24 protein-coding genes are annotated in these 25,468 nt (G+C 62.3%); 23 read left to right on the top strand and 1 reads right to left on the bottom strand.

Translation table 11 applies throughout. The features are described 5' to 3' along the window. Positions 1-16: 16 nt before the first annotated feature. The 16 genes from GJV26_RS02580 to GJV26_RS02505 all read left to right on the top strand — a co-directional run bounded on the left by GJV26_RS02580 (position 17) and on the right by GJV26_RS02505 (position 18,226). Entirely contained in the window at positions 17-331 is a 315-nt protein-coding gene (locus tag GJV26_RS02580; RefSeq protein ID WP_155707394.1) for a hypothetical protein, read from the top strand. Beyond that, positions 328-735 carry a nuclear transport factor 2 family protein gene (locus tag GJV26_RS02575; RefSeq protein ID WP_155707392.1) on the top strand — a complete coding sequence of 136 codons (408 nt, stop codon included), beginning with the start codon at positions 328-330 and terminating at the stop codon, positions 733-735. The genes GJV26_RS02580 and GJV26_RS02575 overlap by 4 nt, the downstream gene beginning before the upstream one ends. 1 nt (position 736) lies before the next feature. Continuing rightward, on the top strand, positions 737-1,492 hold the full coding sequence (locus tag GJV26_RS02570; protein WP_173346123.1) for an SDR family NAD(P)-dependent oxidoreductase: 756 nt from the start codon (positions 737-739) through the stop codon (positions 1,490-1,492). Positions 1,493-1,519: 27 nt separating this feature from the next. Then, on the top strand, positions 1,520-2,680 hold the full coding sequence (locus GJV26_RS02565) for a serine hydrolase domain-containing protein (RefSeq protein WP_155707389.1): 1,161 nt from the start codon (positions 1,520-1,522) through the stop codon (positions 2,678-2,680). Between the two features lie 22 nt (positions 2,681-2,702). Further along, positions 2,703-4,334, top strand: a complete 1,632-nt coding sequence (locus tag GJV26_RS02560) for a GMC family oxidoreductase (RefSeq protein ID WP_155707387.1) — start codon at positions 2,703-2,705, stop codon at positions 4,332-4,334. A gap of 16 nt (positions 4,335-4,350) precedes the next feature. Then, positions 4,351-4,821: a hypothetical protein gene (locus GJV26_RS02555; protein WP_155707385.1), complete on the top strand. Its 471-nt coding sequence runs from the start codon at positions 4,351-4,353 to the stop codon at positions 4,819-4,821. Between the two features lie 3 nt (positions 4,822-4,824). Then, the gene (locus GJV26_RS02550) at positions 4,825-6,495 is read left to right on the top strand and encodes an FAD-binding oxidoreductase (protein ID WP_155707384.1); all 1,671 of its coding nucleotides are present in this window, start codon (positions 4,825-4,827) and stop codon (positions 6,493-6,495) included. Beyond that, positions 6,492-6,824 carry a c-type cytochrome gene (locus GJV26_RS02545; protein ID WP_155707382.1) on the top strand — a complete coding sequence of 111 codons (333 nt, stop codon included), beginning with the start codon at positions 6,492-6,494 and terminating at the stop codon, positions 6,822-6,824. Before GJV26_RS02550 ends, GJV26_RS02545 begins: the two co-directional genes overlap by 4 nt. 232 nt (positions 6,825-7,056) lie before the next feature. Beyond that, on the top strand, positions 7,057-8,643 hold the full coding sequence (locus GJV26_RS02540; RefSeq protein ID WP_155707380.1) for a DUF1302 domain-containing protein: 1,587 nt from the start codon (positions 7,057-7,059) through the stop codon (positions 8,641-8,643). Positions 8,644-8,659: 16 nt separating this feature from the next. Beyond that, on the top strand, positions 8,660-10,006 hold the full coding sequence (locus tag GJV26_RS02535) for a DUF1329 domain-containing protein (protein ID WP_155707378.1): 1,347 nt from the start codon (positions 8,660-8,662) through the stop codon (positions 10,004-10,006). Positions 10,007-10,013: 7 nt separating this feature from the next. Beyond that, on the top strand, positions 10,014-11,084 hold the full coding sequence (locus tag GJV26_RS02530) for a WD40/YVTN/BNR-like repeat-containing protein (protein WP_173346122.1): 1,071 nt from the start codon (positions 10,014-10,016) through the stop codon (positions 11,082-11,084). Continuing rightward, positions 11,081-13,501: an efflux RND transporter permease subunit gene (locus GJV26_RS02525; protein ID WP_155707374.1), complete on the top strand. Its 2,421-nt coding sequence runs from the start codon at positions 11,081-11,083 to the stop codon at positions 13,499-13,501. The genes GJV26_RS02530 and GJV26_RS02525 overlap by 4 nt, the downstream gene beginning before the upstream one ends. A gap of 27 nt (positions 13,502-13,528) precedes the next feature. Then, positions 13,529-15,007: an NAD-dependent succinate-semialdehyde dehydrogenase gene (locus GJV26_RS02520; RefSeq protein WP_155707372.1), complete on the top strand. Its 1,479-nt coding sequence runs from the start codon at positions 13,529-13,531 to the stop codon at positions 15,005-15,007. Further along, positions 15,004-15,762: an SDR family NAD(P)-dependent oxidoreductase gene (locus tag GJV26_RS02515; RefSeq protein ID WP_155707370.1), complete on the top strand. Its 759-nt coding sequence runs from the start codon at positions 15,004-15,006 to the stop codon at positions 15,760-15,762. Before GJV26_RS02520 ends, GJV26_RS02515 begins: the two co-directional genes overlap by 4 nt. 280 nt (positions 15,763-16,042) lie before the next feature. Further along, positions 16,043-17,251 (top strand): MFS transporter, encoded by a 1,209-nt coding sequence (locus GJV26_RS02510; RefSeq protein WP_173346121.1) that lies wholly within the window; start codon positions 16,043-16,045, stop codon positions 17,249-17,251. 15 nt (positions 17,252-17,266) lie between these two features. After that, the gene (locus GJV26_RS02505) at positions 17,267-18,226 is read left to right on the top strand and encodes a PDR/VanB family oxidoreductase (protein WP_155712201.1); all 960 of its coding nucleotides are present in this window, start codon (positions 17,267-17,269) and stop codon (positions 18,224-18,226) included. A 34-nt stretch (positions 18,227-18,260) separates the two neighbouring features. Here GJV26_RS02505 and GJV26_RS02500 read toward each other — a convergent pair whose 3' ends face one another. Then, positions 18,261-19,316, bottom strand: a complete 1,056-nt coding sequence (locus GJV26_RS02500; RefSeq protein ID WP_155707367.1) for an aromatic ring-hydroxylating dioxygenase subunit alpha — start codon at positions 19,314-19,316, stop codon at positions 18,261-18,263. A 64-nt stretch (positions 19,317-19,380) separates the two neighbouring features. On the opposite strand from GJV26_RS02500, the gene GJV26_RS02495 reads away from it, so the two are divergent. The 7 genes from GJV26_RS02495 to GJV26_RS02465 all read left to right on the top strand — a co-directional run bounded on the left by GJV26_RS02495 (position 19,381) and on the right by GJV26_RS02465 (position 25,394). Next, entirely contained in the window at positions 19,381-20,424 is a 1,044-nt protein-coding gene (locus GJV26_RS02495) for an AraC family transcriptional regulator (protein WP_155707365.1), read from the top strand. Between the two features lie 131 nt (positions 20,425-20,555). After that, positions 20,556-21,590 carry a maleylacetate reductase gene (locus GJV26_RS02490; RefSeq protein ID WP_371866550.1) on the top strand — a complete coding sequence of 345 codons (1,035 nt, stop codon included), beginning with the start codon at positions 20,556-20,558 and terminating at the stop codon, positions 21,588-21,590. 27 nt (positions 21,591-21,617) lie between these two features. Further along, entirely contained in the window at positions 21,618-22,574 is a 957-nt protein-coding gene (locus tag GJV26_RS02485; protein ID WP_155707361.1) for a VOC family protein, read from the top strand. A gap of 2 nt (positions 22,575-22,576) precedes the next feature. Further along, positions 22,577-23,212, top strand: a complete 636-nt coding sequence (locus tag GJV26_RS02480) for an alpha/beta hydrolase (protein ID WP_155707359.1) — start codon at positions 22,577-22,579, stop codon at positions 23,210-23,212. Between the two features lie 14 nt (positions 23,213-23,226). Beyond that, positions 23,227-24,144, top strand: coding sequence for an NAD(P)-dependent oxidoreductase (locus tag GJV26_RS02475; RefSeq protein ID WP_155707358.1), 918 nt, complete (start codon positions 23,227-23,229; stop codon positions 24,142-24,144). Next, positions 24,144-24,524: a carboxymuconolactone decarboxylase family protein gene (locus GJV26_RS02470; protein WP_216643191.1), complete on the top strand. Its 381-nt coding sequence runs from the start codon at positions 24,144-24,146 to the stop codon at positions 24,522-24,524. The genes GJV26_RS02475 and GJV26_RS02470 overlap by 1 nt, the downstream gene beginning before the upstream one ends. A gap of 42 nt (positions 24,525-24,566) precedes the next feature. Next, positions 24,567-25,394 carry an N-acyl homoserine lactonase family protein gene (locus GJV26_RS02465; protein WP_229419148.1) on the top strand — a complete coding sequence of 276 codons (828 nt, stop codon included), beginning with the start codon at positions 24,567-24,569 and terminating at the stop codon, positions 25,392-25,394. Positions 25,395-25,468: the final 74 nt, after the last annotated feature.

Raw genomic sequence — 25,468 nt, 5'->3', positions numbered from 1 at the left:
CCGCCTGGAGAAGCACATGATCGGCATCCAGCGACCCGGCGAGGACGGCATGCACATCTGGCCGCAGCAGCGACGGTACATGCCTGCACCGGGGGACCGTACCAGCCAGTCCATGGACATTGCCGTCAGGCTGAACGACCCGCCGAGCGCCACCGACGAGAACGTCGAAGCGTGGCCGCAACAGCGGCGTGCCAGCGCCACGCTGCCTTGTGGCGCGGGCCGGACGCAAGCCAGGCCAGACGGATCGCTCGGGCAAATAAACACTCCCGGCGAAACCGCCAGGCAAGCAGATCCACCAAAATTCATCAATACATCACGGAGACAGTCATGACCGATACCACCAGCAGCGAACAACTGGTCCGCGAGTTTTTCGCAGTTCTCAGTACAGGCGACCTGGAGAAATTGCGCACCTATATCGACGCCGACACCACGTGGGAGCCCAAGGTCAGCAAGGATCTCCCGGGAAGTGGCATCCATACGGGCAATGACATTGTCGACAAGTTCATCGGCCCCGTGCGCGGACTGTTCGCGCCGGGCGATCCAAAGGTCCATGTCGACACCATCGTTTCGGGCGGCGACATGGTGATGTGCGAGACCCGCGGGGTAGGCAAATTGCTGAGCGGTGGCGATTACAACAATGTCTATGCCTGGGCATTCATCATCAGGGGCGGACGCATCAAGGCCATCCGCGAATACATGGACAGCGCGTATGTCGTCAAACTGTTCGGGCTGTGACATGGCCTACGACTTTTCCGGCTACAACATATTCATTTCCGGTGCCGGCCGGGGACTGGGACGAGCCAGCGCGATTTATCTTGCCGGGCTGGGAGCCACCGTCGCTGTGAGCGACCTTGACGAGACGAGCGTCAACGAAACAGTCGCGGCGATCCTCGCCACGGACGGGAAGGCTTGCGGCTACGTCGCCGATCTCGGCGTGCGTGCCGGGTTCCTGGGCGCGGCGGCCGAGTTCGCGGCAGCCTGCGGGCCGTTGCACGCCATGATCAACAATGCCTCGATCCTGCGTTATGAACCGATCGAAGAGGTGAGCGAAGAAACCGTGGACCTCATGGTCGGTGGCGGGTTAAAGACCGTGCTGTGGGGCACGCAAGCCATGCTGGCCCACATGGACGCGTCACGCGGCGGCAGCATCATCAACTATGCCTCTCCCGTATCGTTTCGCGGATATCCCCGCACCGCCGTGTATTCCGCCGTGAAGGGGGCCGTACTTGCGCTGACGCGGGTAATGGCTGCCGAGCTCGGTCCACGCGGCGTGCGGGTGAATGCCTTGTGCCCTGGTTCGGTGCCGACGCCGGGTGCGGTGGCGTATGTGGATCGGGCGGAATACGAGCGCCGCGCGGGAACCATTCCGTTGCGCCGCCTGGGCCGCGACGAGGACATCACCCACGCCATCGCATTCCTGCTCGGACCGGATGCCTCGTTCATCAATGGCGCCGTACTGAATATCGATGGCGGCATCGTCGCTGCTGGCTGAGATGAGCATAACAACACAGGTAAAAACATGAACCAAGCAAAACACGGTGCGCTGTCGGAGGAACGGCTCGCGCACTTGAGGTCGGTTATCGAAAATGACGTGCGCAAGGGCCTCTACTACGGCGCGGTGATCCGCGTCGCGCGCGCTGGCGAGATCGGGCTCGACGCGACCGTCGGCTCGGCCGACGCAGAAGGCGCCCATCCGCTGGCTTCGGATGCCGTTTTCAGCATCTTTTCGTTGACCAAGGCATTCGTCAACGTACTGGCCCTGCGTGCCGTCGAACACGGCCAACTGGCGCTGACGACGCGGGTAGCCGACATCATCCCGGAATTCGCAGGCGCTCCACGCGACCGGGCCACGCTGTATCACCTTCTGACCCATACTACCGGTATGCCCGGCGTGTGGACGCCGAAGCCGGACATGCTTCAGGATAACCTGGCGGAACTCCTCCAGGCCGTGTGTGCGAACGTGCACGGCGCGGTGGAGCCGGGGAGCCGGTGCGACTATTCTCCTGTTTCCAACCACGTGCTGATGGCGGAGATGCTGCGCCGCACCGATGCAGCTGACCGTGACATCGTTACCATCCTGCAGGACGATCTGTGCACGCCGCTGCGGATGGACAGCACATCACTCGGCGTGCGCGCCGACCTTCGCGCACGCAAGGTGGTGCCGGACATGCGCGGTGTTATTCCCATCCGCATTCCCGGCCGTACCCAGCCCGGCACCTTCGGGCTGTTCGAAGAGGAGCGCAATGAGGCACCGCACGTTGGAGCGGTATCGACGACGGCGGACATCTCGCGCTTCGCCGAGATGCTGCGCCGCGGCGGCGAGCTCGACGGTGCGCGCATCCTCTCACCGCGCATGGTGGCCATGGCGAGCCGCAACCAGACCGGTGAGCTGCCCAACGAGCTATACAAGGGCGTCGCGCTGCGCAGTGGCTGGGAGGCGCCGCCGGCCTATATTGGCCTGGGCTTTTCCGTGCGAGGCGAACGTATCGTGCATCACCAATTCGGCACGATGACGTCGCCGGGTACGTTCGGCAACTACGGCGCGGGCAGCACGATGTTCTGGATCGATCCGGCCCTGCACATGACCTTTGCCTGCCTGACCACCGGCGTGATGACGCAGGCGGCGAATATCGAGCGCTTCCAGCGTCTGTCGGATATCGCTGTCTCGGCGGCACTGTGACGGTCGCCGGGAGCACGACATCATGAGCGATACAACATTCGACTACGTCATCGCGGGCGGTGGTTCGGCGGGCTGCGTGCTCGCGAACCGGCTTTCGGCGGATCCCTCCATCACTGTATGCCTGGTCGAGGCGGGGCCACGCGACCGCCACTGGCAGATCAAGTTCCCGACGGGCGTCGCGGCGGCGATCAATCATCCGGAAATCAACTGGCGCTATAAAAGCGTTTCCCAACCGGGCCTGGGCGATCGCCCGTTCATGATTCCGCGTGGCCGCGTGCTCGGCGGCTCGAGCTCGATCAATGGCATGGTTTATTTTCGCGGACACCCCGGCGACTTCGACGACTGGGGCAAGGTCGCACCGGGGTGGAGCTATCGCGACACGCTTCCTTACTTCAAGCGTTCGGAAGACAACGGGTTCTACAACGACTCGCCATATCATGGCGTGGGTGGCGAAATGCACGTGGCGAACCCGCCGCGTGCCAATCCCCTGGTGCACAGCTTCCTGGACGCAACCAAGGTGTTGGACCTGCGCCAGTGTCCCGATTTCAATGGTGCCGACCCGGAAGGGTTCGGCCTGCGGCAGGCCACGATACGTCGCGGACGCAGGGAATCGATGGCGACGGCGTTCCTGCATCCCGTGGCGCAGCGTCTCAACTTGACTGTGCTCACCGATACGCTGGTGGACCGGGTGACGTTCGACGGCAAGAAAGCAACTGGCCTTGCGGTAGAACGCGAAGGTGTGAAGCACGTGCTGCGCGCGCGGCGCGAGGTCATTCTCAGTGCAGGCGCCTATGGCTCGCCAGCCATCCTTCTGCGCTCCGGCGTCGGCGATGCGGCCAGCCTGCGCCAGTTGGGTATCGATGTCGTGCACGACTTGCCGGAAGTGGGGCAGGGACTTCGCGACCATTCGTCCGCCGCCATCCAGGTCCGCACCAATGACTACACGTCCTACGGCGTATCAGCCCGCGCCATGCCCCGCAACATCTGGAACCTGATCGAGTATGCGCTCGCGCGCAAGGGACCGATTGGCGGCAATGTTTTCGAGGCGACAGGCTTTTTACGTTCGCCCACTGCGGCCGGGCGCCCGGACCTGCAACTGGTCTTCATGCCGGCGCACCGTAACGCCAACGGCTTTCCGCTACCGCTGGGGCATGGCTACGGCATCCTGTCGATCGCCGCGCGTCCGAAGAGTTTCGGCAAGGTGTCACTGGCATCGCCCAATCCGCACGACGCGCCGCTGATCGATCCCGACTTCCTCGGACATCCCGACGACATTGTCGTGATTCGCAACGGCCTGAAGCTCGCCCGCAAGTTGCTGGCCTCGAAGCACTTTTCGCGTTACCGGAGCTGGGAAATCCTTCCGGGCCAGGACGTCGAGACCGATGCCCAATGGGACGACTACATCCGGCGCACGGCCGTCACAGTGCACCATCCGGGCTGCAGCTGCCGGATGGGGAGCGATGCGCAGGCAGTGGTGGATCCCGAACTGAGAGTGAGGGGAGTGCAGGGCGTGCGCATCGCCGATGCATCGGTCTTTCCAACCCTGATTGCGGGCAATACCAATGCGGCGGTCGTGATGATCGCGGAAAAAGCGGCCGACATGATTCTCGGCCGGCCGGCGCCCGCGCCGGAAGACCTGCCCCATGCGCCATGAAAATGAGGAACCAACCATGACATCTACTCGACAGCAACTAGCGCATGCACAGATGCACTCCGGGCGGCGCCGCATCTTACTGAAATGCGGGCTCGCGACCGCGATGCTGCCACTGCTATCGGCCAAGGCTGCGCTGCCGGTCCAGGCACACGGCCAGGCAGCAATTTCAACCATGGAGTCCTATGACGCGGTCGTGGTCGACATGCGCCATGCGCGTGCACGCGCCCATGGTCTCGCCCAGCGCGGCCGTGCCGGCGTGATACGCGGCATGAATGGCGATCCGACGACCGTGTGGCAGGAGTTGCTGGATCCACTCTGGCGCAACGGTCCTGCGCTGGTATCCGGAATGACAACCGGACCGGCCCTGTTCTGCATCGAGCAACTGGCGCACGGCCATGGAATGCGCGTGCTGGAACGCAGCGTACAAGGAACGGATCAGGCATTGGTAACTTGGCTCATCGGCCCGGCGCGCAAACAGGAGAGTTAAGAAATGAGCATCAAATTACCCCCGGGAGTACGGCAGGCCGACTTCGACAAGGCGCTGTCGGCCTTCCGCAAAGTCGTCGGTGCCGATTGGGTATTCACGAGCGACGAGGACCTGCATCTGTACCGCGATGCCTACTCGCCTTACTGGGGCGAGCCCGAGGAGCGTCTCGCGTCGGCAGCCGTGGCGCCGCAATCGGCAGAGGAAGTGCAGCAGGTCGTGCGCATCGCGAACCAGTACAGGATTCCGCTGTACGCGATTTCCACCGGCAAGAACCTGGGTTATGGCGGATCGGCGCCAACGTACTCCGGTTCCGTGGTGCTCGACCTGAAACGCATGAACCGCATCATCGAGGTCAATGAAAAGCAGGCCTACTGCATCGTCGAGCCGGGCGTCAGCTATTTCGACATGTACCGCTACCTGCAAGAAAAGAACATCAAGCTTTGGATCGACGTGCCCGATCCTGGCTGGGGCAGCATGCTGGGCAACGCGATGGATCGCGGGGCCGGATACACCTCGGTCCAGTTCCGCAATCACTTCGATGCCCACTGCGGCATGGAAGTCGTGCTGGCCAATGGAGAACTGATGCGTACGGGCATGGGAGCAATGCCGGGCAACCCATCGTGGCAGCTGTACAAGAGCGGGTTCGGTCCCTGGATCGACGGCATGTTCAGCCAGTCGAACTTCGGCATCGTCACCAAGATGGGTTTCTGGCTCATGCCGGAACCGGAATCCTTCCTGAAGGGTGTCGTTCATCTGCCGCGCTACAAGGATCTGGAACCGATGGTCGATATCATGACCCATCTGGAAAACACGCGGATCTTCTCGGGGTATCCCGACTTGAACAGTCCGGTGCTCGGGACACCTAGTCTCGCCGGCCTGCATGACTTCCTGATCCACGGCCCGGCACCGCGTGACGCAGCCTATTACGAACTGTTGAAGCGTGGCGCCATGCCCGAGGAGTACGAGTCATACGGTGTCGCCCATGGGATTCCGTTCTGGAGTTGTGCGTTCACGTTCTACGGGCCGGAAAAGGTAGTGCGGGCCCAGTGGGAGCACGTACAGGAACGCTACCGCAACGCGATCCCCGATGCGAAATTCGAGGAGCGCGAGTTCTACCACCTGCCGCTTACGCCCGAGCAGAAGGAAAAGGTGCAATACCCGGCGCAGTTTGGCATTCCCAACCTGCGCACATTCGCGATCGGTGCCCGCTCTGTGTGGAATCCGGCGCCGCCTTCGGATGGGCATGCATGGTTCTCGCCGGTGATCCCGCGCAGCGGCGCGGCAATCCTGAAGATCAACGAGGTGCTCGGCAAGGCAGCAAAGGAACTCGGTATCCCCATGGTGTTCGCGATGAACGTTCCCGTCCCGTCCTGGGAGCGGTCCTTCACGTTCATCATCCCGTTCTTCATCTCGAAGGATGCGGCCCAGAACAAGAAAAACCGTGAGGCGTTCCGGCGCATCATCCAGATCGCCGCGGAGCATGGCTGGGGAGAGTACCGCACTGCACCTGCGTTCCAGGATGACGTCATGGCCACGTATTCATTCAATGACCATGCACTGCTGCGCTTCCATGAGACGGTCAAGGACGCCGTCGATCCGAACGGCATCCTGTCACCTGGCCGATATGGCATCTGGCCAAAGCACCTGCGCAAGCAGAAGAAAGGACGATCATGAACCGAGTGACGATTGCGGCCTGGCTGGCCTTCTGCGCCGTACGTGCCGACGCCGCGGAGCCGGCGCTGCAGCATGGCAAGCAAGTGTACGAACGCTGGTGCGTGGCATGTCACGCTGCCGGTGATGCCTATCCGGGCACGCTGGCCCTGCAGGCCAAATACAAAGGCGAGATTCCGGCGGCGCTGGAAGAGCGCAAGGACCTCAATCCGGACCTGGTGAAATTCTTCGTACGTAATGGCGTTTCCGTTATGCCGTTCTTCCGCAAAACCGAGATCAGCGATGCAGAGCTCACCGCGCTGGCGGCATACCTGAGCCGCGCCACGCACTAGTTCGACGCGGCTTCACGGCCGTCCACGGGCACGCTGCAATGGCGTGCCCGCTGATTTCCCGCTTCAACCTCCACCGGTTCATTCCCCCGCTCGAAGTGACAGTCTGCATGCGGCAGAACATGACCACAGCGAGGATGTACCAACTATCTTTCGGCAGGTGTCTGGGCTCGTGGCCATCCGTATCTTGGATTCAGCAGCAACGAACGTCCCATAAATATAAACAGGAGACATCATGTATCGTCGCAGTAATCCGCGGCAGCGCACGCTGCCATTGTTTGCCGCTCTTCTGGCGGCAGGCCAGGTCCACGCCGTGGACTTCGAGACCGACAACGGCATCAAGATGCGTTGGGATAACACGGTGAAGTACTCGCTGGCGAAGCGCCTCGGTGAACAGGACGCCACGCTGCTGGCTAATGCGAATACCGACGACGCCAACCGCAATTTCCGCAAGGGCAACCTGATCAGCAACCGAGTCGACCTGCTCAGTGAGTTCGACCTGCGCTACGGGGACGCTGGGCTCAGTATAACGGGCGCCGCCTGGTACGACGGGGTCTACAACCGCAGTAATAACAATGATTCCCCGGCCACCAGCAACAACCTGTCCGTTCCCTACAATGCGTTCCCGGGTGCTACCCGTCGACTATCTGGTCGCCGCGCGGAATTGCTGAACGCATTCGCCTACTCGAAGTTCGAGATCGCGGAGGCGCCCGTTTCCGTGCGCCTTGGTCGTCATACCGTTCTATGGGGCGAAAGCCTGTTCTTTCCTGATAACGGCATTGCCTATGGTATGGCTGCCATCGACGGGCAGAAGGCGCTCAGCGTGCCGAATACCCAGGCGAAGGAAGTGTTCCTGCCGACCAGCCAGATATCGACAGCGGCGGTGCTGCCCGGCGGCGTGTCACTCGAAGCCTTCTACCAGTTCAAATGGCGTGCGTTGCGCACGCCGCCGGTCGGCAGCTATTTCAGTCCTGCCGACATGTTCGGCACCGGCGGCGAATCGATCCTCGCACCGGTTCCCGGCGGGCATATCGTGCGCGGACCGGATGAAACGCCGGATCGACCGCAATTCGGCGTCGCCTTGAAATGGCGCCCTGACCGGGGTGCCGTCGACTTCGGCCTGTACGCAGTGCGCTTCAACGAAAAGGTGCCACGCATCTTCACGGCGGTGAACGCTGCAGGCACTGCGACCTACGTGCACGCCTACCAGGAAGGGGTCGAGATGCTGGGTGCCAGTGCGAACACCTCGGTTGGCTCGCTCAATGTCGGCGCGGAGGTGTCGTATCGCCACAAGACCGCGCTGGCCATCACGGGCGATCCCGCGCTCGCGCCGGTACTCCTGCCAGGCATGAACAGCCAAAGCGTGGGTCCGCTGGGCGACGTCGCCCTGTTCGAGGTCAGCGGCATCTACGCCGGCAAGGCCGGATCGTTCTACGACAACTATTCGTTCGCCGGAGCGATCGCCGGTCAGCACCTTGTCAAGGTATCTGACAACCCTGCCGCATTTGACGCCACGACCAATCGCAACACCTATGGCGTTCGCGGCGTGCTGACTCTCGACTTTTACCAGGTCCTGCCGCGTCTCGACTTGAACGTGCCAATCGGTATCGGCTACACCATCAAGGGCAAATCAGTCCTGCCAGCGGGCTTCAATACCTACAGCTACGGCGACCATTCCGGCGATATCAGCATCGGTGTCGGCGGCACGTTTGCGCAGTCGTGGAAGGGCGCGCTGACGCTCACACGCTTTGTCGGGAAACCTTCCAACAACGGTTACCGCGACCGCAGTTTCATCTCTGCGACGCTATCGAATTCGTTCTAACAAACTGGAGACATCCATGAAACCATCGAAATGCCTGGCAGCGCTGACTGCCCTGATCTGCGAGCTGGGCGCTCTGCATGCTTATGCCGCGACACCGGAAGAGGCTGCGAAGCTAAAGACAACATTGACCCCGCTGGGCGCCGAACGTGCCGGCAATGCCGATGGCAGCATCCCGGCGTGGACCGGCGATGTACCGAAACCGCCAGGCGGTCTGAAAGCCGGCAGCGTCACGGCCGCACCGTTCGCGGACGAAAAGCCGCTGTACCAGATCAACGCGGCCAACATGGACAAGTACGCGGGCAAGCTGAGCGAAGCGACCAAACATCTGATGAAGACCTATCCGGACTATCGCCTGGATGTCTATCCGACGCACCGTACCGCGACCGCCCCGCAGTCGGTCTACGACAACACGTTCAAGAACGCGACGAATGCCAAGCTCGCCAAGGGCGGTCTGGCCGTCGAAGGCGCATATGGCGGCCTGCCGTTCCCGATCCCGAAATCCGGCATCGAGGCGATCTGGAACCTGTACCTGAGCTGGAAGGGCGTCACCATCAGCACCGCGTACAACATGTGGCTCATTACCTCCGATGGCAAGCGTACGCTGGCCAGCACCATCGACATCACGGAGCAGTATCCGTACTACAGCCCCCAGGGCAATGCTGGAACATTCAATGGCGTGTACTGGGAACACAAGGGCGTGACGACGGCGCCATCGCGTAGCGTGGGCGAAGCCATCATAGGGGTCTTCAGCACCGATTTCAAGGACAAGGAACCTGGATCCTGGCAATACCTGCCGGGCCAGCGCCGCGTGCGCAAGATCCCCAATGTAAGCTACGACACGCCGAACTTCTACATGTCCGGGGTAACCCAGTTCGACGAATCGTACGGATTTTTCGGCAAACCCGACCAGATGGATTTCACGATCGTCGGCAAGCGCGAGATGTACGTTCCGTACAACACCAACAAGTTCAACGCGACAGCGCCGGAACAGGCGTTCGGTCCCAGCTTCCCGAAGCCTGAAAACGTCCGCTGGGAGCTGCACCGCGTGTGGGAGGTGGACGTCAAGCTGAAGCCAGGCATGCGCAATGTCGTACCCAAACGCAAGCTGTACTTCGATGAAGACACCTGGTCGGTCCTGCTGGCCGACGAGTGGGATGCACAGGGCAAGCTGTATCGCGGTCTCGTGTCGTATCCATTCGTGTCCTACGATCTGCCAGGAGTGATCGCACTGCCCTTCGTCACGTTCGACTTCCAGGCGCGTGCCTATTCGGTGGCCGGGTTCGTGCAGAACTACAAGTCGATACCATACAAGCCGGCCGCGTTCTTCAACCCCGATTCGATGGTGCAGGATGCGCTGCGTTGACCGCGCCATGCTTGCCGCCGCATTGCTGATCATGGCGGTGAGCGGGATCGCGGCGCCGGTACTCGCCGGCCGGCCGACCATGCTCGACCGACCGGCAGTGCCCGGCCCGGAAGCCGCGCGCCAGATGCTCACTGCCGCCACCTGGGCGGGCAAGCGCATCGTCGCCGTTGGCCGCGGTGGCGCCGTGGTCTACTCCGACGACCAGGGTGCAACCTGGCGCCCCGCGCGCAAGGTCCCCACGAGCGCCATGCTGACGGCCGTCGCGTTTGCCGACGACCGGGTCGGCTGGGCCGTGGGCCACCTGGGCGTGGTACTGCGCTCAATCGATGGCGGTGTCACGTGGGAGCGGCAGCTGGACGGCGTGCAGGCAGCGCAACTTGCGCTGGCAGACGCCGAAAGGCGTGCTGCGGCTCAGGCCAGCGAGCAGGCGCAAGGAGCCGTGAAGGCCGCCCGGTTTCTCGTCGAGGACGGTCCCAACAAGCCGCTGCTGACTCTGGTCGTCCAAAGTGCCAGGGAGGTCGAAGTGGCGGGCGCCTTCGGCCTCGTTTTCGCGACCAGCGATGGCGGCGTGACCTGGGAACCCGAGTCTGCGCGCTTCGACAATGCTCGCGGTATGCACCTTTACGCAGCGGCGCGCAGTGGTAACGACCTGGTGTACGTGGGGGAACAGGGTACCGTGCTGCGCGGTCCGGCGGATGGCCTGTTAAAAACGGTCGCAACACCTTATCCGGGAACGATGTTTGGCGTGCTCGCCATCCGGGGCGGCCGGTTGCTCGCGCACGGCCTGCGCGGCAACGCGCTGCTGTCAGAAGACGGTGGGCTTACTTGGCGCCAGGTTGCAACCGGCATGCCCGCTTCGATCCAGGCGGGCGCGGTGCTCGATGACGGCGCCGTACTCCTGGCCAGCGAAACCGGGCAGCTGGTGGCGAGCCGCGATGGCGGCAGGACGTTCAAAGGCCTGTCCCGTACCGTGCAGCCCGCTGCTGCATTGTTTCCTTTGCCAGGCCGAACCGTATTGGTATTGGGCCCGCGCGGTGCGGAACGCATCGATTTATCGGCTGAACAGGAGTTGAAATGAAAGCGAGCGTCACGGCCACAAATACGGGCCCGGTGGATTTTGGCCGCGACAGCGGCAACCTGCTCGAACGGATGATCTTCAATCACCGCCGCTGGGTCCTGCTGGTCTGCCTCGTGCTGACCGTCGTGCTGGGATTCATGTCGCGCAAGGTGGAGTTGAATGCGAGCTTCGAGTCGGTCATTCCCACCAGCCACCCTTACATCCAGAATTACCTCAAGCACCGCAATGATCTGCGTGGCCTGGGGAATACCTTGCGCGTGGTGGTCGAGACGCAAGGCGAGACGGTGCTGGACGGACAGTATCTCAAGACCCTGCAACAGATAAACGACGACATCTTCGCGGTGCCGGGCGTAGAGCGTTCCTACATGCAGTCGCTATGGACGCGCGGCGTACGCTGGATCGCCGTGACCGAGGCAGGCATCGACGGTGGCCCAGTCATGCCGGACACCTTCGACGGCAGCCCGGCATCACTGCAGGAGCTGCGGACGAACATCCTGCGGTCGGGCCAGGTCGGCAGCCTGGTAGCGGACGACTTCAAGTCGACGACCATCGTGGTGCCGCTGCTCGACTACGATGCACAGTCCAACACCAAGCTCGATTACAAAAAGCTGTCGGAACGTATCGAGGAAATCCGGGGCAGATATGACGGCAAGGGTGTACGCGTCTATGTCGTCGGCTTTGCCAAAGTCATGGGTGACCTGATCGACGGCCTGGGCGACGTGCTGCTGTTCTTCGCGATCGCTATCGTCATCGCCACTGCGATGGTCTTCTGGTTCAACCGGTGCGCGCGGAGTACGGTCATCGTCGTTGTCTGCTCCCTGGTGGCCGTCGTATGGCAGCTCGGCCTGTTACCGCTGCTCGGCTTCCGCCTGGACCCGTACTCCATCCTCGTGCCGTTTCTGGTCTTCGCCATCGGCATGAGCCATGGTGCGCAGAAGATGAACGGGGTGATGCAGGACATCGGCCGTGGCCTGGATCGCGTCGCGGCGGCGCGCAATACATTCCGGCGCCTGTTCATGGCGGGTTTCACGGCGCTGGTATGCGACGCTGTGGGATTCGCCGTGTTGCTATGGGTAGACATCGCCGCCATCCGTGCACTGGCGCTGATTGCGAGCCTCGGCGTTGCCATCCTGATCTTCACCAACCTGATCCTGCTGCCGGTCCTGCTGACCTATACCGGCGTCAGCCCCAAGGCTGCGGCGCGGGCCCTGGCGCAGGAGAACGAAGCGATGGACGGGCGCAGACAATGGCTATGGCGTTTTCTCGACCTCTTCACGACGCGGCGCTGGGCCGCAGCCGCAATCCTGCTGTCGGTGGCCGGCGCCGTGGTTGGATTGCGTGCTTCCGCCAACCTCCAGATTGGCGACCTCAAGGCAGGTGCGCCCGAACTGCGCCAGGACTCGCGCTACAACCGCGATAACGCGTATGTCGCCAGCCATTATTCGACCAGCAGCGACGTGCTGGCGGTGATGGTCACTACGCCGAAGGACGAATGTGCGAACTACGAGACACTGACCCGGGTCAGCGACCTGCAAGCCAGGCTCGCCACAGTGCCTGGTGTCGACGCGACAAGCTCGTTCGCCGACCTGCAGCGCATCATGGGCGGTGCCTTCAATGAAGGAAGCATGAAGTGGATGGAGATCATTCCGAACCAGCAGGCCCTCAATTCCGTCATCACGCAGTCGCCACGCGGTCTTTTCAACGAGGACTGCAATCTCCTGACCGTGTACGTCTACCTGGCCGACCACAAGGCGCAGACACTCCAGCGCGTGGTCGACACCGCTGCCGCGTTTGCCCGCGAGCGCGATACGCAGGACGTCAAGTTCCTGCTCGCGGCTGGCAATGGCGGCATCGAGGCCGCCACCAACAGCGTTGTCAGGGATACCAACGGCAAGATGCTTTACGGCGTGTATGCGGCCGTGATTTTGCTCTGTCTTGTCAGCTTCCGGTCCTGGCGTGCAGTGGTTGTGGCCGTGCTGCCACTCGTATTGACCAGCATCCTGGCCGAGGCCCTCATGGTTGCACTCGGGATGGGCGTCAAGGTGGCAACGTTGCCCGTGGTAGCACTTGGCGTCGGCATCGGGGTCGACTATGCGCTGTACATCCTCAGCGTGACCATGCTCTGGCTGCGTGAAGGAAAGTCCTTGTCCGAATCCTACTATCGCTCGCTGCTGTTCACGGGCCGGGTGGTCATGCTGACCGGATTCACGCTGGCGGCCGGTGTCGGGACCTGGATTTTCTCGCCGATTCAGTTCCAGGCCGATATGGGTTTGCTGCTCGCATTCATGTTCTTGTGGAACATGCTGGGCGCCCTCGTCCTGGTCCCGTCGCTCGCAGTATTCCTGTTGCCGAACAAGCAGGCTTCCCGCTCGTCGCGTCCTGCCACTAACGCCACCGCCGACAAACTTGTCGTCTGACCTGTTCTTTTTTGTAGAAGTCGAACCATGCAAACATTCAGAGAGTCGTTGAAGGATCCCACCCTCTTGAGGGAACAGTGCTACCTTGCAGGAGAGTGGTTATCCGCTTCGGATGGCGCCACCATCGAGGTTACCGATCCCGCCACGGGAGTCGTGCTCGGCCGCGTGCCCGACATGGGCGCCGCCGAGACGCGGCGTGCCATCGATGCCGCCTCGGCAGCATGGCCGGCGTGGCGGGCGCTGATGGCGCGCGAGCGGAGTGCATTGCTGGAGCGCTGGCACGGCCTGATGCTCGAACATGCGGACGATCTGGCGACCATCATGACGGCGGAGCAGGGCAAGCCACTCCTGGAGGCGCGCGGCGAAGTGCTGTACGCGGCTTCGTTTATCAAGTGGTTTGCGGAAGAGGGCAAGCGCGTCTATGGCGAGGTCATACCGAGTCCGGGGCAGCACCAGCAGCTGGTCGTCGTAAAGGAACCGGTCGGCGTTTGCGCCGCCATCACGCCCTGGAATTTCCCCGCCGCGATGATTACGCGCAAGGCTGGTCCGGCACTGGCTGCCGGATGTCCGATGGTCGTCAGGCCGGCCGGCGAAACGCCATTCACCGCGCTGGCATTGGCCGTGCTGGCGGAACGCGCCGGCATTCCGCCGGGCGTCTTTACAGTCATCACGGGAGGCTCGCGCGTGATCGGCGCCGAACTGACCGGCAATCCGCTGGTGCGCAAGCTTTCGTTCACCGGCTCGACGGAAGTCGGCCGCCTGTTGATGGCGCAATGCGCCCCGACCATCAAGAAGGTTTCCCTTGAGCTCGGCGGAAACGCGCCATTTATTGTCTTCCCCGATGCGGATCTCGACGCGGCGGTGCAAGGCGCGCTGATCGCGAAGTTCCGCAACAACGGCCAGACCTGCGTGTGCGCGAACCGCTTCTACGTGCACGACGCCGTGTACGATGCCTTTGCCGCCAGGCTGACGCAAGCGGTCGCCGCACTGCAGATGGGTAATGGGACGACGCCTGGTGTGCAGCTGGGCCCGCTGATCGATGGACGTGCAGTCGAGAAAGTGGAAAGCCACATCGCCGAGGCTGTCCAGGGCGGCGCGCGAATACTTACCGGCGGCCGCCGGCATGCGCTCGGCGGCACATTCTTCGAGCCGACCGTATTGGCCGATGTCGATCCCGGCATGCGGGTTGCGAGGGAAGAGACGTTCGGTCCACTCGCGCCATTGTTCCGTTTCCACAGCGACGACGAGGTGATCCGACTGGCCAACGATACCGAATTCGGCTTGGCCAGCTATTTCTACAGCCGGGACATCGGGCGTGTCTGGCGCGTCGGTGCGGCCCTGGAATACGGCATGGTCGGCATCAATACGGGCCTCATCTCGAACGAGGTGGCGCCATTCGGGGGAGTGAAGCAGTCCGGCCTGGGCCGCGAAGGGTCGCATTACGGCATCGACGACTACCTCGTCGTCAAATACATGTGCATGGGTGGGCTCGAGGTGCCGTCATGACGCCCGCGGTCTTCGATTTCAGCGGACAGACCGTGCTCATCGTCGGCGGCACCAGCGGTATCGGCAATGCCGCCGCGGTCCGCTTCGCGGCATCCGGGGCCAGGGTTGTCATCGCAGGGCCGGATGACGTCCAAGGCAGTGCCGTGGCAGCGGAGCTGGGAGCCGGCGTCGAATTCGTGAAAGCGGATGCGGCCAGTGCACGCGACATGGCGGGCCTTGTGGCGACCACCGTCCAGCGCCACGGGCGCATCGCCGTTGCCATCAATAACGCCGGCATCGAGGGGCCCTTCGGGCCACTGCAGGATCTCGACGAAGCCGACTTCGACCGCGTCATTGCCATCAACCTGAAGGGTATATGGCTGGGCATGAAGTACCAGATCAACCATATGCTGGCAAAAGGAGGCGGTTGCATCATCAATACTTCGTCGAGCGCTGGTATCAACGCCATCCCCATGGTGGCGGCCTACAGCGCGAGCAAGCATGGCGTTGTCGGCCTGACCCGTGCCGCCGCCCTGGAACTGGCGGCGTCCGGCATTCGCGTAAATGCCATCGCACCTGGCCCTGTTCATACGGCGCTGCTTGAACGCATGGTCGATGGTGCGATCCCCTTGTCCGACATTGCGGCCCAGGTACCGATGCGGCGCATCGCTTCGGCGGACGAGATTGCCGAAGCGATGCTGTGGCTGGCATCGGATGGGTCGTCATTCATGACGGGCCACATCATGGTGCTCGACGGAGGCATGACGGTGGCATAGCGACAGACATTCATTAACAGAGACAGCAAAAGACAGCGTCCCGCAATGATGGGCGCGTGACAGGAGACGATATGAAAAATGGAAAACTGCATCGCGTGGTACGCCTGTGCCTGATAGCCGGGGTAGGTGTCTGGCTGGCCTACGTTGGCGGTGCCTTCGAAGGGCCAGCACCTGCGCCGGCACCCCCGGCAATGGGGATGCCGGCATGGCCGTCCAATGCGGCCCACCCGTTCCAATCGGGCCGGCCATGGTGAGCGGCTCCCGTGGATACGAAAATCGCATGGTATTGCTGTTATGCGTCTCGGTCGGCATCGTGTTTTTCGACCGTAATGCCATTAACTACCTGATGCCGTACATCGCGCCGGAAATGGGCGTGAGCAATACCCAGATCGGCCTGCTGGCCAGTGGTCTTTCGCTGGCCTGGGCGATCAGCGGCCTGGGCCTTGCCGCGCTGATTGATCGTACCGGCCAGCGACGACGCTGGCTGGTCGGCCTGATGGTGGTGTTTTCCCTGTGCTCCGTCGTGTCCGGCCTGGCGGCGGGCTTCGTGGCACTGCTCGCGGCGCGTGTCGTCATGGGGTTGGCGGAAGGGCCGATAGTACCCGTCGCACAGTCGATTGTGGCGCTTGAGTCATCTCCGCTGCGACGCGGACTGAACATGGGTATTGTCCAGAACCTGGGTGGCGGCCTGCTGGGCCAGTTCGTGGCACCGATCGTGGTCGTTGGTCTGGCGCAAACCTATGGCTGGCGCGTTGCGTTTTATGTAGCAGGCATCCCCGGGCTGCTGCTGGCCTTGCTTTGCCTTCTTGGCCTGCGCGAGCCATCACGCCGCGAGAGGGGCGCTGTCGGCAAAGAGCGCCGGAAATACAGCATCGTGCAACTGCTGCGCGTGCGCAATATCTGGCTGTGCTGCGTTGTGAGTTGTCTGATGTTGTCCTGGCTGGTGCTGGGCTGGGTGTTCATGCCGCTGTATATGATTCGTGTTGCGCAGATAACAGAGAGCGGCATGAGCCTGCTGTTGGCGGTGATGGGCCTGTCCGGCGCGCTATGCGGGGCGTTCGTCGCATCCAGCCTGTCCGACCGGTATGGGCGGAAGCCGGTGATGGTCCTGTTTTGCCTCATCGGCGTGCTCTCCCCGGCAGGCCTGCTGTTGCATGGAGGCGATCTGCCAGTAACGGCCTTCATGCTGTTCCTTGGCGCCTCGGCGGCTGGTACTTTTCCAGTGTTCATGGCAGCGATTCCGTCGGAATCGCTGCCGCTCCGATATCTCGGTACTTCGATGGCGCTGGTCAGCGCCGTGGGCGAGATTGTCGGCGGTGTCTGTGCCCCACTTTTTGCAGGACGAGGCGCAGACCTGTATGGCCTGACTTTTCCTTTGTATATGCAGGTCGGCCTCGCGATATTGGCGTCAGTGGTCTCCTTGTTTTTGCTGGAGACCGCCCCGCGGATTGTCGGGAGTGCCAACCTGGAGCATGAGATTGTTATCTAGAAGGGAGTTGTAATGATGAGTCATATCACGGTTGTCGTGACCAGGAAATCGATCGAGGCGATTGATATTGTCAGTGTCGAACTTGCCAGTGTCGATGGCAGACCACTGCCACCATTCAGTGCGGGTTCGCACATCGATGTGCACATCGCCGATGGACTGGTGCGCCAGTATTCGCTGTGCAATGATCCATCGGAGACGCATCGCTATCTGATCGGCGTGCTGCGCGATCCATCATCGCGGGGAGGGTCGATCGCCGTTCATGACCGCGTAAAGGAAGGCGATACCCTGCGCATCAGCGCGCCGAAGAATCACTTTGCACTGGAACACGGTCATGCTCACGCACTGCTGCTGGCAGGTGGCATCGGCGTGACGCCGGTACTATGCATGGCGGAGCGACTGGCTGTTGCTGGCGCCGGGTTCAGCATGCACTATTGCACACGCTCGCCCGAGCGCACTGCTTTCCTTGATCGAATCCGCAAGGCCGCATTTGCCGATCGAGTGCAATTTCACTTCGACACCGGGGCGCCGGACCAGAAACTGGATCTGCCGGCAGTGCTCGCATCCAGTCCAGCCGGAGCACACCTGTACGTGTGCGGGCCGAAAGGGTTCATCGACTTTGTCATGGCCGGTGCCAGGGCGGCTGGTTGGTCCGAGGAGCGTCTCCACCTGGAGTATTTTGGCGCTGCGCTGCAGGAGGGATTACCCAGCGACGCCTTCGAGGTACAGATCGCCAGCACCGGGGAGCGCTTCGCCATCCCTGCGCAGCGGACGGTAACGGAAGTGCTTGCGGCGCACGGCATCGAGATTCCGATCTCGTGCGAACAGGGCATTTGCGGCACCTGTATCACCAGGGTGCTCGAAGGAGTGCCCGATCACCGGGACATGTATTTCACGGAGGCGGAAAAGGCTGGCAACAATCAGTTCACGCCGTGTTGCTCGCGCGCCAGGTCGCCATTGCTGGTGCTGGACATCTGAATCGATGAAGGGCGGCACGCCGCCCTTCATCGTACTACGCAGCTACGACAGGCGCGGCGCTTACGGACTGTTCTTCCTTCACCATTTTTTCGATGAGCCAGCGGAATTGGCCCAGGGCGGCGTCGAAACTGGTGGGTACTGGAGCACGGTCCGGATCGAGCCGGTTGATGCTCGCCTGTGCTTCGATGATGATACGATCCTCTTCGAATGCTGCCAGTGTGCCGGCCCAGAATCCGTCCAGCATACCGTTACCGGCAAGATGGTCCGGCATCAGGACCGAGTAGCTGTAACGGCTACGGTGGTCGGAGACAGGCGTGACTGCCTGGCACGAGTACTGAGTGAACAGCGCCGGTGTCTTGGTCAAATCCGGCGGACCCATGTCGTTGCGTTGCGCACCACCGGCTTCGACCGCATGCGCGTCCATGACGATAATGCCGGGAAGGAGAAAGTCGTAGCGGTTCCAGATATCCACGCGCGGCGCGTCCACGCCGTGTGCGGACGGCTGGTCCGTAACCCAGCGCTCGATGCGCAGCCCGCGCGGCACACGTGTGATCTTGGGCCGCGTGAACGCCCAGTCTTCGCTGGTCGCAAAGGATGTAGGGTGAACATAGCCCAGATGAGAAAAATCGAGCAGGTTATCGTTGATGAGCTGATAGTAGGTCTCGTACTCGATATGCCCTGAGCGCGACTGCCAGCCCGGCGTGTCCAATGCCATCGCGCGGGGAATGAGGTCGGGGTCGGCCAGCGCCGGATCTCCCATCCAGACCCAGATCCAGCTGTGCGCTTCGATCACGGGAAAAGTCTTGACGCAGGCATTGTTCGGAATCCGGTCCTGGCCAGGAATCTCGATGCAACGCCCGTCAGGTGCGAATTTCAATCCGTGGTACAGACAGCGCAGATTGTCACCTTCGCGGCGCCCCATCGAGAGCGGCGCACCGCGATGGCAGCAGCGGTTTTCAAAGGCTGCCAGTGCGCCGTCGGCTTTCCGGTAAATGACCAGCGGCTGGTTGATGATCATGCAGGAGAACAGGGCATTCTCCTTGATTTCATGATTCCAGGCTGCGACGTACCAGCAATTTCGGACATACATATCAGGTCTCCTCGTTGTCGTGCAGGGCGGTGTACCCCGCCGAGGCAAGTGTAGTGAGACGACCATGATGGTTCCATGCCGAAATGTGCGCAATTTCGGCTGTTTTCATGCGGGAGGCAATGTGGATCTGTTCGGCGAAGTACTACTGTCGTTGAAAATCGAGGCGCACACCATGGGTATCTTCACGCTCGGCGAAAGCTGGGGGTTTTCGATGCCTGCACAGGGGCCTACCTATGCCTATGTGCTGAGCTGCATCGACCAGCCTTTCTGGGTGATGCCGGAAGGCTGGCCGCCGGTATTACTGGGAGAAGGTGATTCGCTGCTGCTCATGCACGGTCTTGGCTATGCTGTGGCATCGAGTCCCGATGCCAACCGCACCGCGCTGACCGATCACTGGGACGCCCGGGGACTGCCGCCGTTTGGTGCGCACTCGCGCTGGACAGCCCCGATCAGCCTGCATTTTGGCGCCGGTGAGCCCCGCGGGCGCATGCTGTCGTCTGCCTATGTCTTGACTGACTCGCGTCGCAGTCCGCTGCTGGGCGACTTGCCGCCTGTCGTCATGCTCAAGGGGAGCGCTGGCGACCTGTTTCCATGGCTACCGCCATTGTTGAATTTCCTGGCGACCCGTCAAACCGCCAGCAGCCCCGGCTACCTGGCCACGGCGTCTCATCTTGCGGAACTGATTCTGTCGAGCTTCATCCGCGCCCAGGCACTGTCATCCGATGGACAGTCCGTAGGCTGGCTGCGCGGCGTGGCGGACGCCCGTATCGGCAAAGTACTGCAGGCAATTCACCGCGATGCAGGTGGACCGTGGACTGCCGAAACGCTGGCGCAGCAGGCCGGCCTGTCGCGCCATGCTTTCGTGCGGCGCTTCGTCAGGCTGGTGGGCTGCACGCCTGGCGACTATCTGGTTTCCTGGCGCATGCAGCGTGCCGCCGAGCTGCTGCTGTCGGGTAAGTTGGCGGTCGGGCAGATTGCCGAGCAAACGGGCTACCAATCTGAACGGGCGTTTCGCGCTGCCTTCAGCAAGCGCTATGGCACACCGCCGTTGCGCTACAGAAAATCACGTGCCTTACCGGCCGTGGTGAAGGCGCCGCGGCCGGCGTGAACCAACTATCTTTCGACAGGTGTTCCAGTTTCCATCGCCGGTAATGATCGTCTCCACCGAAAAACGTTGCAGCTGCCTTGGCAGCGCGAGGATGAGACAGGATGGAAGCGTTTGTTTATACGGCATTGCCGGTGCGTGTCATATTCGGCGCAGGCACGCTCACAAGAACCGGCGAGGAACTGGCCACGCTCGGTTGTGGCAGGGCGCTGGTGTTGTCGACACCGGAGCAGGAAGAAGCAGCGCATGCATTGAAGGAACGGCTGGGCAGCACTTGCGTCGCTGTGTTCACGCAAGCTGCCATGCACACGCCCGTGGAGGTAACGGCGCGTGCGCTCGAACGGCTGAAGGTTGCGGGGGCGGACTGTCTGGTGGCGCTCGGCGGCGGCTCCGCGATCGGTTTGGCGAAGGCGCTGGCGTTGCGCACGGGACTGCCGCAAATTGCCATCCCCACCACCTACGCAGGCTCCGAGGCGACACCGATCCTTGGGCAGACGGACAGCGGCGTCAAGACAACCCAGCGCACCCCGGATGTGTTGCCAGAAGTAATTATCTACGATGTCGACCTGACGCTGACGTTGCCACCGTTGCTGTCCGCCACCTCGGGCATGAACGCGATTGCCCATGCCGTGGAGGCGTTGTACGCAAGGGATGCCAACCCTGTCATCTCCCTGCTGGCGGAACAGGGCATTACGGCCCTGGCACGGGCATTGCCGCGGATCGTCAGCAATCCTGGCGACATTGACGCGCGCTCCGATGCGCTGTTCGGCGCCTGGGCCTGCGGGACTTGCCTGGGGGCTGTCGGCATGTCCGTGCACCACAAGTTGTGCCACACCCTCGGCGGCAGTTTCGACCTGCCCCACGCCCCGACGCATGCCGTGCTGTTGCCACACGCCGTCGCGTACAACGCCGGGCATGCCCCGGACGCCATGGTGCGCATTGCACGTGCCCTGAGCAGCGACAGCGCCGCCCATGGTCTTTATCGGCTGGCGCGCTCGCTGGGAGTACCTGCCGGGTTGAAGGAGCTGGGCATGCCTGAAGCCGGGCTGGACGACGCCGTCAGGCTCGCCGTGGCCGCGCCATATTGGAATCCACGCCCCATCGAGGCAGCCGGCATCAGGCGCCTGCTGGACAACGCATTCCACGGCCGTTCACCTGCAACGGTCTGACGTACCCATATTTCACAGGAGACAGACATGCAACTCAACCCGCATATCCTCAAGCACCACCATATCACCCTGAACGTGGGTGGTGCCCAGGAAGACTATGACTTTCATACAAAGGTCCTTGGCCTGAAGAGTGTCAAGAAAACCGGCCTGTATGACGGCAGTACGCCGATTTATCACCTCTACTACGGCAACGACCTGGGAGACGAGAGTACGCTCGTGACCTGTTTCCCCATGCGTCAGTCCGGCCGCAAGGCTACCCGTGGCAGCGGCCAGATCAAGACACTGGCACTGTCGGTGCCGCAGTCCTCCCTGGCGTTCTGGAGAAGCCACCTGGGCGAACAGGGCTTCCACGTGACGCAGACCGAACGGTTTGGCGAACAGCTGCTGCGTTTCGCTCATCCTTGCGGCATCGAATACGAACTGGTCGGCATCGACGACGACGACCGCCTGCCTTACTCGAATGGCGTGATCCCATCGGAATTCGGCATCCGTGGCACGCATGGCATCACGGTCTCCGTGCAGCAGATGGACAACTCGGACGAATTCATGCAACTGGGCTGGAGCGGCAAGAATCGTCGCCATGACGGCGACTTCGTGCGCTATGAAGTCGGCGAGGGCGGCAGCGGCACCATCATCGATTTCGAGGTCGAGCCAAACCTTCCGCAGGGCTCCTGGCTGTACGGCGAAGGAACGGTGCACCATTGCGCCTTCAAGGTCAGCGACCTGACGGTGCAGAAGGACGTGAAATTCCACCTGGAAGGACTGGGGTTGACCGATGTGTCCGATCGCAAGGATCGTGGCTACTTCGATTCCATCTACGTGCGCACGCCGGGCGGCGCCATGTTCGAGGCCACGGTGTCGAAGCCGGAAGGTTTCCTGGTCGACGAGAGCTACGAAAACTTGGGCAAGACACTGCAGGTGCCGCCCATCTTCGCTGCGCAGGCAGCGGCGATGACAGGCTATCTGGAACCACTGAAATTCTGACCATGGCGGCTGCAGAACAGAGCCGATCGCTGCCCAGGCCGCCAGCGGTCATTGCGCTGCACGGCCGGGGCCAGCCGCCGGCGTTCATCGATGACTTGCTGGTACGCCTGAACAGGCCATCATTGCGCTACGCCACCCCCAGGGCGCCGGGGGACGCATGGTATCCCGAGAGGTTCATGGCACCACGCGAACTGAATCAGCCCCAGCTGGATGCTGCCCTCGCCACGCTGGACGAGCAGGTGTACCAGCTGGAAGCAGCCGGGCTCGAGCGTGCGCAGATCGTCCTGCTCGGCTTTTCGCAAGGCGCCTGCCTTGCTTGCGAGTATCTGTACCGGCACCCCGGCCGGTGGGGCGGCCTGGTGGCCCTGACTGGTGGGCTGATCGGCCCGGAAGGCACGACATGGCCGACCTTGGCGGACAGCCTGGCAGGCACGCCCGTGTTGATGACCAATGGCGACGTCGACCCTTGGGTGCCGCTGGCACGGACGCGCGCCAGCGCAGATGTCTTCCGCGCGATGGGTGGGAGGGTCGCGGAGCGCGTCTATCCCGGACGGCCCCATGCCATTGATGCGGACGAGGTCGCCAACGTGCGCAATCTTCTCGATGAGCTGGCCGCTGGCACCGACGAAATTTTTTAGAAGAAAGGAAGCAAATGTCTGAACCAACAATCGGCTTTATTGGCCTTGGCAACATGGGCGGGCCGATGGCCACGCGCCTGGCTGCAGCCGGCTACCCGCTCGTCGTGTGCGATCCGTCCGCAAGGGCGGTTGCTGCGCTGGTCGAACGTGGCGCGCGCAGTGTCGAAACGGCGGCGGAGGTGGGTGCCCAGGCGGAAATCATACTGGTCAGCCTGCCCACCCCGGATGTCGTCCAGGAGGTAGCCTTCGGTCCAGAAGGGCTGATCCATGGCGGCAAGGCACGGATCCTGGTTGACCTGTCGACCACTGGTCCCAAGGCCGCCGTGCAGATCGCGGCAAGATTGGCCGAGTCAGGCATCACTGCCATGGACGCGCCTGTCAGCGGCGGCGTCGCCAGCGCGGTCAAGGGCAGCCTGGCGCTGATGGTTTCCGGACCGCGTGCCGTCTACGACGAACTGCAGCCCGTCCTCGCTCATCTGGGCAAGCTGTTCTTCTGCGGTGACAAGGCGGGCCTGGGGCAGACCCTCAAGCTGGCCAACAACCTGATGTCGGCCGCCGCGCTCGCAGTGACTTCGGAAGCACTGGCGATGGGGGTAAAGGCGGGTCTGGACCCGACCGTCATGATCGATGTAATCAATGCCAGTAGCGGTCGTAACAGCGCAAGCGTGGACAAGTTCCCCCGTGCGGTGATTCCGCGCACGTTCGATTTCGGCTTCGCCACCGGGCTGTCCTATAAAGATGCGCGCCTCTGCGTGGAGGAGGCCGAAGCCCTCGGAGTGCCGATGATCGTCGGCAGCGCCGTGCGCCAGATGCTGGCGGTGACCAATGCCACCTTCGGCCCCCAATCCGATTTCACCTGCATTGCAAAGGTAGTGGAGCAGTGGGCCGGCGTACAGATCGGTAACAGTACCGAAAAAACTTCCAAGGAATGATGATGACGAATCCTAAACTCGAACAAGGCCTGGCGATCCGCAAGGCTGTCCTCGGCGCCGCGCACGTCGAGCGCTCACTCGCCGCTGCAGATGACTTCAACAAGCCGATCCAGGAGCTCGTGACGACCTATTGCTGGGGCGAGGTATGGGGCAACGAAGACCTGCCGCGTCAGACCCGCAGCCTGCTGAACATCGCCATGCTGACCGCGCTGAACCGTTCGCACGAGTTGAAAGTCCACGTGCAGGGTGCACTGCGCAATGGTGTGAGCAAGACTGAAATCCAGGCCGTGCTGATGCAGACCGCGATCTATTGCGGCGTGCCGGCGGCACTAGAGTCCTTCCGCGTGGCGAGTGAAGCCATCAAGACCTACACTGAATAAGCGTGCGGGCGGCGCCACGCGTCCGCCGGTAACGAAGCCAACATGATGACACTGCATTCCGCCAGCCTGCCTGAATACGAGGTCTACGCACTGCGCTACGCCACTGTGGCCAGGCGCCGCAACCAGAATTTCATGCAGGCCGATCCACACGACGGCCCCATGCCCATGGACTATTTTGTCTGGGTGATCCGGGGGCAGGGCCGTTGCTGTCTCGTCGACACCGGATTCAACCGCCAGGCAGCCGAACACCGTCAGCGCGAGTTCCTGCGTTGTCCCATTGCCGGGCTGGCGGCCCTGGATATTTCGCCCGGCCAGGTGAGCGACGTTATCCTGACCCATCTGCATTACGACCATGCGGGAAACGTCGACCTGCTTCCGAATGCCCGCATTCACCTGCAGGAAGCCGAGCTGCAATATGCGGTCAGCCGGCACATGCAGTTCCAGCTGCTGCGGCATGCCTATGCGGTCGATGATGTCACTCATATCGTCGAGGGACTGTATGGCGACCGGGTCGTGTTCTACATGGGCGATGCTGTCTATGCACCTGGTATCGAGTTGCTGCACGTGGGCGGTCATACGCGGGGGCTGCAGGCGGTGCGGGTGCATACGGCGCGTGGCTGGGTGGTACTGGCATCGGATGCGAGCCACTACTATGACAACGTCTGCAATGAATCGCCGTTTCCCATCGTGCACGATGTCGGGGACATGCTGGCTGGTTACCGCCGCCTGCTGGGGCTATGCGACAGCCCTGACCATTTCGTTCCGGGCCACGATCCTGTCGTCATGCAGCGCTATCCGGCACACGGCGATCCGGCGAACGGCATCGTGGCATTGCATGCTCCACCGCGGGGGCTGAACACTGAGTTATAGTTGACCTCGATCCGCGCCCCGATGCGCCGGACGTAAACAACGACGGGACCATCGGATCCCGTACAGGAGACAAT

The organism is Pseudoduganella dura, assembly GCF_009727155.1.
GTDB lineage: Bacteria > Pseudomonadota > Gammaproteobacteria > Burkholderiales > Burkholderiaceae_D > Rugamonas > Rugamonas dura.
The sequence above is the reverse complement of the archived record's forward strand: the minus strand, read 5'-3'. Positions and strand labels throughout refer to the sequence as shown.

Excerpts from the sequence above, each read along its gene's own strand:
- GJV26_RS02580 (WP_155707394.1), top strand. The coding sequence starts at position 17 with ATGATCGGCATCCAGCGACCCGGCGAGGACGGCATGCACATCTGGCCG.
- GJV26_RS02575 (WP_155707392.1), top strand. The coding sequence starts at position 328 with ATGACCGATACCACCAGCAGCGAACAACTGGTCCGCGAGTTTTTCGCA.
- GJV26_RS02570 (WP_173346123.1), top strand. The coding sequence starts at position 737 with ATGGCCTACGACTTTTCCGGCTACAACATATTCATTTCCGGTGCCGGC.
- GJV26_RS02565 (WP_155707389.1), top strand. The coding sequence starts at position 1,520 with ATGAACCAAGCAAAACACGGTGCGCTGTCGGAGGAACGGCTCGCGCAC.
- GJV26_RS02560 (WP_155707387.1), top strand. The coding sequence starts at position 2,703 with ATGAGCGATACAACATTCGACTACGTCATCGCGGGCGGTGGTTCGGCG.
- GJV26_RS02555 (WP_155707385.1), top strand. The coding sequence starts at position 4,351 with ATGACATCTACTCGACAGCAACTAGCGCATGCACAGATGCACTCCGGG.
- GJV26_RS02550 (WP_155707384.1), top strand. The coding sequence starts at position 4,825 with ATGAGCATCAAATTACCCCCGGGAGTACGGCAGGCCGACTTCGACAAG.
- GJV26_RS02545 (WP_155707382.1), top strand. The coding sequence starts at position 6,492 with ATGAACCGAGTGACGATTGCGGCCTGGCTGGCCTTCTGCGCCGTACGT.
- GJV26_RS02540 (WP_155707380.1), top strand. The coding sequence starts at position 7,057 with ATGTATCGTCGCAGTAATCCGCGGCAGCGCACGCTGCCATTGTTTGCC.
- GJV26_RS02535 (WP_155707378.1), top strand. The coding sequence starts at position 8,660 with ATGAAACCATCGAAATGCCTGGCAGCGCTGACTGCCCTGATCTGCGAG.
- GJV26_RS02530 (WP_173346122.1), top strand. The coding sequence starts at position 10,014 with ATGCTTGCCGCCGCATTGCTGATCATGGCGGTGAGCGGGATCGCGGCG.
- GJV26_RS02525 (WP_155707374.1), top strand. The coding sequence starts at position 11,081 with ATGAAAGCGAGCGTCACGGCCACAAATACGGGCCCGGTGGATTTTGGC.
- GJV26_RS02520 (WP_155707372.1), top strand. The coding sequence starts at position 13,529 with ATGCAAACATTCAGAGAGTCGTTGAAGGATCCCACCCTCTTGAGGGAA.
- GJV26_RS02515 (WP_155707370.1), top strand. The coding sequence starts at position 15,004 with ATGACGCCCGCGGTCTTCGATTTCAGCGGACAGACCGTGCTCATCGTC.
- GJV26_RS02510 (WP_173346121.1), top strand. The coding sequence starts at position 16,043 with ATGGTATTGCTGTTATGCGTCTCGGTCGGCATCGTGTTTTTCGACCGT.
- GJV26_RS02505 (WP_155712201.1), top strand. The coding sequence starts at position 17,267 with ATGAGTCATATCACGGTTGTCGTGACCAGGAAATCGATCGAGGCGATT.
- GJV26_RS02500 (WP_155707367.1), bottom strand. The coding sequence starts at position 19,316 with ATGTATGTCCGAAATTGCTGGTACGTCGCAGCCTGGAATCATGAAATC.
- GJV26_RS02495 (WP_155707365.1), top strand. The coding sequence starts at position 19,381 with ATGATGGTTCCATGCCGAAATGTGCGCAATTTCGGCTGTTTTCATGCG.
- GJV26_RS02485 (WP_155707361.1), top strand. The coding sequence starts at position 21,618 with ATGCAACTCAACCCGCATATCCTCAAGCACCACCATATCACCCTGAAC.
- GJV26_RS02480 (WP_155707359.1), top strand. The coding sequence starts at position 22,577 with ATGGCGGCTGCAGAACAGAGCCGATCGCTGCCCAGGCCGCCAGCGGTC.
- GJV26_RS02475 (WP_155707358.1), top strand. The coding sequence starts at position 23,227 with ATGTCTGAACCAACAATCGGCTTTATTGGCCTTGGCAACATGGGCGGG.
- GJV26_RS02470 (WP_216643191.1), top strand. The coding sequence starts at position 24,144 with ATGATGACGAATCCTAAACTCGAACAAGGCCTGGCGATCCGCAAGGCT.
- GJV26_RS02465 (WP_229419148.1), top strand. The coding sequence starts at position 24,567 with ATGATGACACTGCATTCCGCCAGCCTGCCTGAATACGAGGTCTACGCA.